General features: G+C 68.5%; 6 protein-coding genes. 1 reads left to right on the plus strand and 5 read right to left on the minus strand.

Annotated elements, in window-relative coordinates; all coding sequences use genetic code 11:
• Window positions 1–19: 19 nt before the first annotated feature.
• Window positions 20–508 (minus strand): SET domain-containing protein, encoded by a 489-nt coding sequence (locus ACFJIX_RS30905; protein WP_377156809.1) that lies wholly within the window; start codon window positions 506–508, stop codon window positions 20–22.
• A 356-nt stretch (window positions 509–864) separates the two neighbouring features.
• On the opposite strand from ACFJIX_RS30905, the gene ACFJIX_RS30910 reads away from it, so the two are divergent.
• On the plus strand, window positions 865–1,470 hold the full coding sequence (locus ACFJIX_RS30910) for a GNAT family N-acetyltransferase (RefSeq protein ID WP_377156811.1): 606 nt from the start codon (window positions 865–867) through the stop codon (window positions 1,468–1,470).
• On the opposite strand, the gene ACFJIX_RS30915 is transcribed toward ACFJIX_RS30910, so the two are convergent.
• From ACFJIX_RS30915 to ACFJIX_RS30930, 4 genes are all read right to left on the minus strand, one after another.
• The gene (locus ACFJIX_RS30915; protein ID WP_377156814.1) at window positions 1,415–4,117 is read right to left on the minus strand and encodes a chemotaxis protein CheW; all 2,703 of its coding nucleotides are present in this window, start codon (window positions 4,115–4,117) and stop codon (window positions 1,415–1,417) included. The two genes, ACFJIX_RS30910 and ACFJIX_RS30915, sit on opposite strands and share 56 nt — an antisense overlap.
• Before the next feature lie 200 nt (window positions 4,118–4,317).
• Window positions 4,318–4,623: a hypothetical protein gene (locus ACFJIX_RS30920; protein ID WP_377156816.1), complete on the minus strand. Its 306-nt coding sequence runs from the start codon at window positions 4,621–4,623 to the stop codon at window positions 4,318–4,320.
• Window positions 4,624–4,675: 52 nt separating this feature from the next.
• Complete coding sequence (gene pbpC, locus ACFJIX_RS30925) at window positions 4,676–6,949, minus strand: penicillin-binding protein 1C (protein WP_377156818.1); 2,274 nt, start codon at window positions 6,947–6,949, stop codon at window positions 4,676–4,678.
• A complete protein-coding gene (locus tag ACFJIX_RS30930) occupies window positions 6,946–12,720 on the minus strand; it encodes an alpha-2-macroglobulin (protein WP_377156820.1) in 5,775 nt (1,924 codons plus the stop codon). Before ACFJIX_RS30930 ends, pbpC begins: the two co-directional genes overlap by 4 nt.
• Window positions 12,721–12,947 lie beyond the last annotated feature (227 nt).

The raw sequence follows: 12,947 nt of genomic DNA on the forward strand, positions 1-12,947 counted from the left end.
GCGCTCAACGCCGCTCGCCTCAAAGCCGGCCCTTGCAGTTCGGCGCACCGCAGCGGCAACGCAGTCGGCCTTCGTGATGGCTCTCGCCATAGTCGGCGCAGATCTCCTCGCCCGGGTCGATGTCGCGGATCGCATAGAACTCGGCGCGTCCTTGCCGGATGCGCAACACGGCATTCGGCGCGCAGCTGTGATTCACGTGGCGCAGCGCGCAATCGGACTTCGTCGCATCGATGGCGGTCTTGTCGGTCACCTCGACCACGTGGATCCGACGCCGCCCCTCGATGCGCCGTCGGGCCTCGCGCACCGGGACGATCTCGCCGCGCATCTCGCCGATCTTGCGGCGCGCAGGGATGGACTCGGCGGCGAAGACCCCGAGCCCGTCGATCGGACTCTTGTCCACGGCCAGCGCGAAGCGCTCAGCCGGTTGCGGCTCGCCCTTCGGGCGCGAGGCCGTGTCGGCGGCGGAGGCCGGGGCAGGAGCGGCAGCGACGGAACTCAGTCGAGGCATGAAGGCGACGCGCGGCGCCGGCCGCGACGAAATGGGGAAACGCACATTGTCGCGCCCTTGCCACTGGTCTCAAGAAGAGCGCGCTTGACGCGTCCGTCGCGTCGCCAAGATACTGTTTCGCATGACCTTCGCGCTCCGCACCACCCGCCTCGTCCAGATGTGCTGCCTGCATCCGCTGCAGGCGCACCTGTGCGCACGCGGCCAGGGACGGCGTCGAACGCGGCAGACGCCCCCAGGATCCCGGACCCCACGGTCCTGAAGCGATCCACCGGACTCCCCCTGACAAGGCCCGCGCAACCCGCGGGCCTTGTTCATTTCCGCCCCCTCGGTCCTTCCATCCCACCAGGAGAACCCCGATGCAGACCCCGACGAATCCGACCCGCTCCACTGACGATCGCGACGCTGGCCGCCGCGCCGTGCGCATCGCCGAAGGTCTCACGCTGCGCCGCCCTCGCCCCGAGGACGCCCGCGCGCACGCCGAGCTGGTAGGACACCCGGGCGTGCAACCGTCGCTGCTGCAGGTGCCTTACACCTCCGAGCTGCTCTGGCACGAACGCTTCTCGAAAGTGCCCGACACCAACAGCGGCGAGTTGCAGCTGCTCGCATTCGACGGCGAACGATTGCTGGGGTCCGCCGGACTGCATCCGGTCGGACCGCAGGCGCGGCGCCGGCACGCGATGATGCTGGGCATCGGCGTGCATCCGGACGCGCAGGGGCGCGGTGTCGGCGCGGCCCTGATGGACGCGCTCATGCGGCAGGCGGACGACTGGCTCGGCGTGCTGCGGATCGAGCTCACCGTATTCGCCGACAACACGCGCGCGATCAGGCTCTATGAACGTTTCGGCTTCGAGCACGAGGGCCGCCTGCGCGGCTACGCGTTGCGCGACGGACGTTACGTCGATGCCTTCACGATGGCACGGCTGCATCCGCGGCCGCCCGTGATCGAGCGGACCGCGGCCTGAGCCGGGAGCGCGACGGGCCCAGCCCGTCCGCGGCGGTCAATCGGCAGCCAGCGCGGGCACCTGCGCCTCGACCACGCCGTTGACCAGGCGCCACAGGTCGTCGCCGTCCAGCAGGGTGAGCATCTGCGGCCCGTGGCCCTTGAGCAGGTGCACCTGCGCCTGCGCGGCCCAGCCCGGTCGCGTCGGGCTGGGTTGCAGCTGCTCCGCGCCCGCGACAAAGACCTGCCCCAGCTGCTGGACCGCCAGCACCAGGCGTTGTCCGGCGCCGGTCTGGCACACCATCAGCGCGGCTTCGTCGCCGCAGGGGGCGGTGGAACAGCAACTGACCGAGATCCAGCACGGGCAACATGCGGCCCTCGAAGCTCAGCATGCCGCGCACGGCCGCGGGGGCCGTGGGCCAGGCGGTGATGCGCTGGCGCTCCAGCGCCGCGACCACCTGCACCGCGGGAAGTCCCAGCCACTGGTGGTCGACGAGGAAGCTCGCCACGTCCAGCGTCTTCGCGCCGGCTGGCGGCATCGGCTTGAACGCCACGGGCATCGCGCCTGCGCCGGTCGACTCGCCGGCCGCCAGACGCCCGCCCAGCGGCAGCATCACCAGCGCGGCAAGATCGTTCGCGTCAGGCGGCGTGAGGCGACGGTACTCCCGGTAGCCGCCCGACATCGCCAGGCCATAGGCATGGACACAGCCATCGAGGTCCAGCTCGCCGGTCACATGCTGATCCGACGGCAACGTGGAGAGCGCGGGCAGCGCCATCGGCAGTCGATCGCCCGGCGACCAGCGCGCATCGCTGCTCGCCACGACCTCGCCCGCGCGCGTCACCAGCAGCGCCGCCGCACCGGCCTGGTCAGGCAGGGCCGCACGCAGCATCGCGCGGAACTGCGGCGCGCCGTCGAACACGATCGCGATGCCGCCCACCATGGCCGCGCCATCCGGATGCGGCACGCCGGCCGCGTAGACAAGACAAGGCGCATGGCCGTCGTCGCCGTAAAGGCCGGAAGGCGCATGCGACGACACCACATACTGCCCGGCATCGCGCAAGCCGAGCGCACCGGATACCCAGTCCCCTTGCAGGGAACGCCCGACGTGATGCGCCTGGCTCGGGTCCGACACGGCGACGACACGTCCGGCGCTGTCGAAGACCAGCAGCAACGAGTAGACGGTGTAGAGCGCGTGGATGCTCGCGAGCACCGCTCCGGCCGATGCGACGTCGCCGTCGGCGAGCGCACGTTGCAGTCGCGCGTCGAGCGCCCACCAGCGGCAGTCGTTGGCGCGTTCATAGAGGTTGCGGTTGACGATGGAGATCGCCAGTTCCGCCTGGAAGCCGGCACCGTCGAAGACGGCGTCCAGCGCGCCGTCCTCGAGCTGCGCGATCGCGCGTTCGAACACCTGGCGCAGTTGGTCTCCCGTGCGTTCGACCTCGTTGAGCAGGGTCACGGCGAAGGCGTTCCCGCCAGCCTGGCCGGCCACGGCGCCCTCGCCGGCGCGGGCGCCGGGCTGCGCATGGGCGCGGCTCTTGAGCTTGCCGTTCCACAGCGAGCGCGACAGCTCGCGCTGGATGCGGCGCGCTTCGACGGGGATGCTGCGCAGCTCCTCGTCGAACAGTTCGCGCGTGTCGAGGTCGCGCGCGCGGCCGGCCTGGCGCTCGGCGGGCGCATCCGCGAAGGCGTGCTGCAGCGGCTGCAGCATCTGCGCCCGCCAGCCGGGTCCGAAGTAGCCTTCATAACCGCTGGCCGTGCTGTCGCAGGCCAGGTAGTCCCGACCGGCGAAATCGAGTCGCCAGCCTTGCGCTTCGCCAGCGTCGGCCAGCGGCGCGCCGAGCGGGATCTGCCAGGGGTCCGAGGTCAGCAGCACGCGCCCTTGCGCATCCTTGAGCACCAGCACCGAGCGTGGCACGCCCGAGCACAGCGCGCGGAAGAGGCCGAGCATCTCGTCCTCGAGCTTGAAGGACAGGCACAGCAGACCGCGCGCGCCGCCGGAGTCGGCGCCGTCATGGCCACTCACCGCCGCTGCGTAGATCAGGCCGCTGCGGCCGCCGAGCAGCCCGGTCGGGCCGTGCACTTCGACGAAGGCGCGGCCGGGCTCGAAGGCGCCCTGCAGCCGCGCGTCATCGACGACGGGAGCACACCTCGATTCATCCAATGCCGCCAGACGACGCCCGTCGGCGGCCAGCAGCGCGACCTGGTCGTAGACGGAGTACTTGGCGACATAGGCGGCAAAGCGGCGACGCAGCGCCTCGACCTCGCCGGCATCGACATCTCCGGCCGCATCCGCCTGGAGCAGCGCACGCAACGGGCCGTCGCTGGCGAGGAAACCGACGTCGGCGGTCCGTTCGAAGAGGTTGCGCACCAGGATGTCGATCGCGACCTGCGAACGCCCTTGCAAGTGCCCGACCGCATGTCGCAACTGCCGGCGGGCCAGGCTGTCCAGCAGCCGTCCCGTCAGCGCCTCGAAGGCGGTGCGGGTGTCGGCCATGTCGGTGGCCGCGCCGCTCATCTGGCCCAGCAGCGCCAGGCTGTCCCAGGCGCCCTGCAAGCGCAGCAGCGGCTCGCGGTATTCCTCCAGCAGCGGCATGGCGGCCAGCAACGGCGCCACTTCGGCGCTGAACGGCAGGCCTTTCCGATAGACCTTGTTGGATCCCTGCGTCATCTCATTTCCTCCCAACGACCACGCCCTCGTGAGGCGACGCGCGGCAGTGTGGCGCGCGTTGACGACGTTGTCAGGGGGAGAAACGCACGGTTTCCGAGAGTAACTTCGTTGATCGCACGGCGATCAGAGATGAAGTGCCGCGCTGGTGCGGCAATGCCGCGAGTTGGAGAAAAACCCCGGCGATGCGACAGGCTGGTGCGTCAGTCCATCGACACCGCGGCACCTTCCGAGGTGCGGCGCTGTGTCTGGGCATGGAGTTCGCCGTCGGATGCACGGCTCTGGGGCTGGCTGGTGGCATCGGTGCCGCGTTCCGGCGCCGCCGGTTGCGGCGCGGGCGGGCGACTCGGCTGGCGCTTGCCCGTGATCAGCAGCCGGGCCAGCTTGACGACCTCGCTGGCCTGGGCAGGCGCGGCCGGCACCCACAGCGCAGCGCCGAGCACGGCGACGCCCAGCACCCTCCAAAGGGGCCGATAGGCGGTCAGCGCTTGTTGTTGTCGGCTTTGCATGGTCTCCCCGCGCGAATCTGCATCTTAGCGACGATGAGAGGAGTATCGAAAGTCAGCCCCCTGGCCGCCAGGGGGCGGCGACGAACTGCGCCTTGGAGCGGTTGACTTGCGGAATGGGGGGACGAGAGTCGCCCTTGGGCAGGAGCGCCTGTTTCAGGCCGGCTCCGCGCACCTCGAAGCGCACCTCCTGCAGCACCCGCCCACCTGCATCGAGCAGCGCCAGTTCATGCCGTCCCGGCATCGGCAGCCAGTCCCAGATCGCACCGCGCCCGATGACGCGGCCATCCAGCCGCCATGCCGCGAGGGCGCCACGTTCGAGTCGACCTTCGTGCGTGAATCGCAGCCGCTGCGCCTCCGGCGGGATGTCCGGATCCAACGCGTAGATCGCGCCGTCGATCGGATTGCTGAGCGCCACGGAGGTGCCCGCCGACTGGATGACCGCCTGCTCGGTGCCCGCGACGAACCACTCGCGCCGCACAGGCTCCTGGCTGCCCTCGAAGCGCGTGTCCCGCGGCACGACACCGGCCGGCGGCCTGATCGCCGGCGGCACACCGCCGGCATGAAGCGCCAGCATGATCTCGCGCCACACGGGCGCCGCACCGCTCACGCCAGACACCTGGTGCATCGCTTCGCCGCTCGAGTTGCCGACCCAGACGCCCACCGTGAACCGGCTGGTCCATCCGATGCACCAGTTGTCGCGCATGTCCTTGCTCGTGCCGGTCTTCACCGAGGCCGGGAAAGGCAAAGCCAGCGCGCTGGACAGTCCGAAGGTCAGCGCGCGGGCGTTGTTGTCGGCCAGGATGTCGCCGACGATGAAGCTGGCCTTGGGATCCGCGACCCGACGCGATTCGACCGGCAGCGTTCCGGCCTGCTGGCGCGCATCGCTCCGAGGCGCGCTCACTTCGGCATATCGCCCCCCATTGGCCAGCGCACGGTACGCGTTCGTGAGGGCCAGCAACGTCACGTCGGCGCTGCCCAGTGCCAGCGAGGGGCCATAGAAGCCGCCCGTTTCCGGCAGTTGCAGGCCCAGCGCGTTGAGCCGCTCGAAGACCGCCTCCGGCGTCAGCATCAGCGCCAGCCGCACCGCCGGCACATTCAGGCTGTTGCCGAGCGAGGCCCGGGCGCTGATCCAGCCGCGGTACTGCTTGTCGTAGTTCTGAGGCAAGTACATCCCTGCCCCCGTCGCGATCTGCGCCGGCGAGTCGTCCAGCAGGCTGGCCGCGGTGATCAGGCGACGCTCGATCGCCAATTCATAGAGGAAGGGCTTCAGCGTCGATCCCGGCTGCCGGCGAGCAAGCACATGATCCACCTGGGCCGCATCCGACAATTGGCTGCCACTCGATCCGACCCAGACGCGGATCTCGCCGCTGGCGTTGTCCAGCACGAGCACCGCCCCGTCCTCGACCTGCCGGCCGGACAGCTCCGCCAGGTGCCGCCGCAGCGACAGCACCGCCACGCGTTGCCAGGTCGCATCGAGCGTGCTGCGTTGGGTCGGCGGCCCGTCCGCTCGCAGTGCGAGGCGCGCGTAATGCGGCGCCCACTGCGGCGCATCCGCGACTGACAGCGCCTTGCGCCGCAGCACGGCGCCGACCTCGTCGACGAGACCGTCACAGCCCTGCCCCATCGCGCGCAGCACGCCGCAGGCGCGCGTCGCGAGGGTCTCGCTCGCGGCGTTCGGTCCGCGCAGCATCGCCGCGAGCAATGCGGATTCGCGCGCGTCGAGCCCGCTGGGGCGCTTGCCGAAGAGCGCCTGGGCCGCTGCGGGCACGCCGACCAGCTCGCCACGAAGAGGCACGCGGTTCAGGTAGGCCTCGAGGATCTGCGCCTTGGTCCACCGCTTCTCCAGTCGTGCGGCCACCCACGCCTGCCCGAGCTTCTGCGTCACGCTGCGTCCGCCGCGCCGGGCCAGATCCTGATCGAGGAGGCCCGCGAGCTGCATCGTCACCGTCGATGCACCGCGCGTGCGGGTGTTCCACAGATTGGCCCAGGCGCTGGCGGCGACGGCCGACCAGTCGACGCCGCTGTGCTCGTAGAAGTGCTGGTCCTCGGAGACCAGCATCGCTCGCAGCAGCGAGGGCGACATCTGGTCCAGCGGCACCCAGGCGAGCACACGCCGGCTGGGGTCGACGCGCAAGGTCTGCAGCAGCTCGCCTCGACGGTCCAGCAGTTGGAAATCCGACAAGGGATGCGCGGCGCGCGTCTGCGCGAACGAGGGCAGATCCGCGGCCTGCGCTGCGACGGCGGCGACGACGCCAAGGAGCGTCACGGCCAGCGCGCGCCTCCACCGCGCCAGTCCGCGCAAGCGCCCGGCCGCGGGCGTCTTCAAGGCTGGACCTCCAGGGTCGCATTCGGGACCTCGCCGAAACGGTCGGGCGAATACATCGCCTCGGCGCGCGTCGTCGGCATCTGGAAGCGTCCGGCATTGTTCAGGCGGATCGTGTACTCGAGGACATGCCTGCCGCGCGGCAGGTAATCGAAGTAGGCGCGCCACGCCGTGAAGCTGCGTTCGATGAAGCTGGGCCACGCCTGACCCTCGGCACGCTCGCCCTGCGTATCGATCGTGCCCTCGACCACGGCCGCGCCTGTCGGCATCGGGTCGCTGAGCACCACCCAGGACATGTCGGCGGCCGCGTCGACCTCCAGCCGCACACGCATCACGTCGCCGCGCGACCATCGCGGCGCCGCCTTCTGCGACACGGCAGTGATCGTCCGCTTGATCGCATAACCGGCCGTGAGCGGCGCCTTCAACGGGACGGCGGACAGGGCCTGCACGGTGGCCCAGGGCCGGCCGTCGCCCGTCTGCGTCACGGTCAGCGTGCCGTTGCCGGAGGCGGGCCATGGCAGACGCAACTCGCCGCCCTCGGGCTTCGTCGTCCAGTCGAGCGCGACACTCGAAGCCGCCAGCTTGGCCTCGGTTTTCCCCTTGACCGGCTGCGATTCGAAACGCGCCGAGAACTTCTCGAGCGCCAACGCGCCCCACAGGTTCGCCGTCGTGTTGAACCAGGCGCCCCGCTCCTGACGCGCCAGCGCGCCGACGACCATTCGGGGCAGGTCCTCCTTCCAGCCGGGGTCGTCCACCAGCGCCAGGATCGCGCGCGCCGCCGTCGCATCGCCGCTGCCCATCAGCCACCACCAGGCGTCGGACTCTTCGTTGACGAAACGCAGCGTCGTCCCCGCGAAGCTCAGTCGACTGCGCAACTGGTTCTGCGCCGCGGCGATCTGATTGGCGCGGTCGGGCGCATCGGTCATCCGCTGGTGCAGCACCAGCCAATCCACGACGGTGCCGGTCGGCCAGGTCGTCAGGTTGCGGCCCTCCACGGTGCCCAACTGTCGAGGCGTCGCTTTCCCATACCGTGCCAAGGCGGCCAGCGCCGCAATGCGCCGCGGTTCATCGTCCGGGCGCGGGGCCCAGTGGCGGCGCTCCAGTCGTCCTTCGACGAATGCAGCCAAGCCATCGAGCGCCTTGCCCAGTTGCGACGCAGGCAAGGGGCGGCCGGCCTCTTGCGCCACCGACAGCAGATGGGCCGTCAGGACGTCGCTCCCCTGCGTCAGATGCTTCGAAAGCGGGAAGTAGGCAAAGAGTCCATCGGCGTCCTGGTAGGTCGCCAGCTGCCCCATCAGCCCATCCCATGCGGCGCTGTCCTGCAGCGCGATGAACTTCGAACTCTGCTGCTCGAGGCAGGTATACGGGTATTGCTCGAAATAGCGACGGATGCCCGGCAGCGCCGTCGACAGCTTCGGTTGCAAGCCGATCTGGAGCCCGCCCCGCTTGATGCCTTGCGCAGGGAGCGCGTCGGCGGGCGCGCCGACCGGGATGCTGATGGGCGCGTCGAGTTGACGCAGCGTCGCCTGCAGCACCCGTACAGGCACCGCAGGCTGGACAGCCTGCGTGGTCCGCATGGCGTCCTTCGCGCCACCGCCCTGCTCCTGGGCCTGCGCCTCCCAGACGATGCGCTGGGCGCCTTCGGGGATGACCACGTCCCAGGTCAGCTCCTGGGCTTGACCCGCGGCCAGCTTGACGGTTCGCGCCTCGGCGGGCACCGCCTGGTCGCCGCTCTCGCCGCTCGCCTTGCCCGTCAGCGTCACCTTGAGGTCCATCGCACGAGTCGTGGCGTTGCGAAGCGTGAGCATGGCCTGGACCCGGTCGCCTTCGCGCACCAGCGGCGGCAGACCGGAGAGCAGCTGCAGATCCTGACTCACGTTGATGCTGCCCTCGCCAGTACCGAACCGTTGTCCTGGCGCATCGGCAACGGCCACCAGCCGGAAGCGCGTGAGCGAATCGTTCAGCGGCACGCGCACGAGCGCCTCGCCCCGTGCATCGACGGTAACCAGCGGCTGCCAGGTCAGCAGCGTGTCGAACAGCTCGCGCGTCGCGAACCCGCCCCCGCCCCCGGCGGCCACGGCCTTGCGACCGTAATGCCGCCGGCCAATGATCTCGCTGTGGCCGGTGGCCGTCGTCACGCCCCAGGGGCGCGTCTGGATCATGCCGTCCAGCAGCTTCCAGCTCGGGTTGGGCGCAAGGGCCAGCAGCCCCTCGTCCACCGCCGCGAACGCGATCTGGGCGTCAGGAACCGGCTTGCCATCCTGGGTCACGCGCAGCTTCACCTGCGCGCTCTGCCGCACGCCGTACTGCGCCTGCTGCGGTACGACCTCAACCTGCAACCGGTGCTTGGCCTGGCCGATCTCGATCGGTGCCATGCCCAGCTTGAACGACGGCTTGGACAGGTCGACCATGGCGGTGGGGGCCTGATAGTCGCCCGAGGCGCGCCACTCCCGCCACCAGTTCACCGGCTCGCGCCAGCCCCACGAGAAGAACGAATACCACGGCACTTCGCGCAATCGGCCGCGCAACACCATCACGCTGACAAAAGCGTTTGGCGTCCAGTTGCTGTCGATCTTCAATTCCAACCAGGGGTCGCGCCCCGATAGACGGCGGACCTCGCTGTACAACACGCCTTCCCGCTCGACGGTGATCAGCGCAGTGGCGTCGCGATAGGGCATGCGCACTTGGAACCGGGCCGTTTCGCCGGGCTCATAGCGCCGCCGTTCCGGGATCACATCGATACGATCGTCGTTGTCCTGCGCGAACCAGAGTTCTCCGGCCTTCGTCACCCACAGGGATCGGGCGGCACGTGCGGTGCGGCCGCCATCGTCATTGGAGGACCCGATCAATTCGATCTGCCCGCCTTGACTCAGCTTGACTTCGCAGTGCATGAGCCCGAGCGCATCGGTCTTGCCGCTGCAGAGCTCGCCCAAGTCCTTCAGGTTCCGTTGATGCTCATAGGCATAGAAGCCGCCCACCAGTCGCTTGCGCGTGCTGAGCGTCTGGATCTGGCGTGCACTGAGCGTGATCTTCCGATTGGCCATCGGCTTGCCATTGGTGTCCAGCGCCACCGCCTGGACCGACAACGCCTGGCCGTTGGCCACCCAGGTCGCGGCGCGCAGACCGACGATCACATCGGCGGGCCAGACGACCTGGGACGCGGAGCGCGTGTGCGTCTGACCATCGGGGTCGCGGTAGTTCAGCTCAACACGCAGTTCGGCGGGACGGTCGATGTTTCCCTTCAGCGGCACCTTGAACGACGCGCCGCCTTTCGCGTCCGTCTGCAGTGCGAGCTTGTCCAGAACGAGTCGGCTCGCCCCTGGCGTGCCGCCACTGGATTCGCCGCCGCCCTCGTCCATGTCGCCCGCAGACCCGGAATCCTGAGGCCCCTCCGGCGACGGTGGCTCGAAGGCGTAATCATCGAGCCCGGGGAAGTTGGTCCAGCGGGGCAGCAGCATGGCACTGACTTCCACCGGCGACTTCGCCATCGGGCCACCGGCCATGTAGTTCAGTTGGGCCGTCCAGGCCTGCTCTTTCGCACCTGTCGCTGGTGTTTTCGGCGGGATGAGGCGCGCATCGACGAGCGGCACGCGGAATTCCTCAACGCGTACGCTGCCACTGTCCCAGGTACGACGCCCACCGCGCGCGTCCCCTCGCTCCATCACGAAGCGATATCGGCCAAGCTTGGCCTCCGGCGGTACCTTCCATGAGCTCAGCGCGTAGCGAGCCCCTTGCCATCGCAGGTCCAGTGTCGCGATGTCCTCCCCGGTGCCTTCAAACACGACACGCAGCTTGTCAGGCAACTGGTCTGGTGTCGCATCCGTCAGCCCCTGCACGGTTTCCAGGCGGAAGAAATGCTTCATCGACAGCGTCTCGCCGGCGCGCAACAGCGGGCGGTCGGTGACGGTATGGGCGCGCGCTGAGCGCTCTGATCCCCATGCAATCGGCACATTGAAACGCCACGGCTCGATGCCACGGCTCCACCCGCTGAACATGAACGACTGGTCCAGAGCCTTCCCTGGCTGAGCGAGCCTCGCCGTGATGAACAGGCCCGCCTCGGCGATGCACTCGCCGCCCCCGCTGTCGCGGTCCAGGTTCGGCCGATCAATGCGCGCCAGGCCTTGCCCATCGGTTCGGCCGCTCCAAAGGGCCTTGCCGCGGCAGTCGTAGACCGACACCTGAGCCCCATCGACTGGCCGCCCCTTGTCGAGCGATGTCACCCACACCAAGCTGTCATCCTTCCCGAGCTTGAAATGCAAGCCGAGATTGGTGACGAGCGTCCCCGTCCGCACGAACATGGGCTGGATCGGATCAAGGAGCGATTGGCCCAGGCGCGGCGACTTCAGCTCGAGCACGTGATAGCCAGGCTGCGACAGCGGAATGCCGATCACATCAATGACCTTGTCCGGATTCGGCGGGGGCACTGTCATCGACTGCAGGTCCGAGACATCTTTCAACCACTCAGCCTTGCGGTCCTCCCACTCGTTCTGTCGGAACAGGCGCCCGTACCAGCGCAGGATCTCAACATCGTCAGTCAATCTTTTGATTCGCAAGTGCCCACTGGCGCGCGGCTGCAAGTCGGTCTGCACGTGCCGCAAGCTCAGAGGGACCAGACTAGGTCCGGCCGCTTCCCATTCGACGATCCCGAAGGGCGCCGCGGCGAACTTCGCCAGAGGCGGCGCCTCCGACGTTCGGACTTTCATCGGAAAACTGGCAGCGTTTGAAAGAGGCCGGCCGCTCTCATCCTTGATCCCGCTGGGAAGCTCGAGCAGATATTCCTGCTGCTCCGCCAACGGCGCAGGGAACCGCACTGTCGACAACCAATGGGCCGATTGCTGCTCCTGATCGACCGGCGCCAAAGGCGCCACGCTTACACCATTCGCTCCCTTGAGGCGAACCTTCAGCGCAAGGTCTCGCGCAATCGGCTCCGAGAAACTCACCGTGATCGGACGGATCGACAGGCATGGCGCATTCGCGCGCTCACGCTCGCACGAAAGCTCCGCAGTCAGCGGCCCTCGGACTGAGAAGCGGATTCGTCGGTCGGCACGCGTCCTCACGGAATCGTTGGCGGCGGCCGCGATGCCTGCCCCCCACACCAAGGTTGCCTCTGCGCCGGCCGGCAAGGGACGCGTGCAAGCCACCAGGATCCAGCTCTGACGCTTGACGTCGCCCATCTTGAGGGAACGGAGTAGCTCGTCTCGTTCAGACGCGCTGCGAAGCTCGACCGGAATGCGCTCGCCAAGTGCCTTCGATTCGCACCACATGTGTGGCGCAATCGTCTCGGATTTGGCGTCACCGGAAAGTTGCAGGAGGAATCGTTGGTCTTCCTCGATCCTGCTGCCCTCCCAAGGACTGACTCGCCGTATGGCGGGCGCTCCCAACTGAAACGAGAATTCGCGCGCTCCGCTCCATCCGGTAGGCGCGCCAGGCGCTGTGGGGCGGAAGTCGTCCTTCGCTGCCACCAGGCACTTCGATCCGGCAGGCAATGGACGGGAGAAGTCGAAGGCCCACTCCCGATCGTTGATCCAGCGTCCGCTCCCCTGCGGTGTCGAATCTCCACAGCGGACCGTGACGGGATCGGGTAACCGCAAATCGCCCAACCTCGATGTCGGGGCTTTGAATCGCACGACGACGTTCTGGACCTGCGCCACCTCACCCTGAGGCGAGACTGACGCGATTTCCGCCGCATGCCCCTCTAGATTCCCCAACAGCAAGCCAATTGCCGCCCATGCTGGCAGTGAAACAAATTTCGCTTTTTTCCAGAAACGCTGCATACGCTCCCCGTCATGCTCGAACGAGGGAGTCAGTCTATTCTGAGGTCGATCAAAAATCAGTCCCACAAAAGGGGCGGGTTCCCATCCACTTCCGCCATGTTCCTGCAATCAGCCCCTCAAACTCGACGCCGATTCGAACAGTCTCGGCTCCGAACGGCTGAAGCGGGATACTGCTTCCGGAAAAGGCAAAACCCCTCGACCATGGCTGATCGAGGGGTTTGGCGGGG

It is taken from the genome of Roseateles sp. UC29_93 (genome assembly GCF_042695725.1).
GTDB classification, from domain to species: domain Bacteria; phylum Pseudomonadota; class Gammaproteobacteria; order Burkholderiales; family Burkholderiaceae_C; genus Roseateles; species Roseateles noduli_A.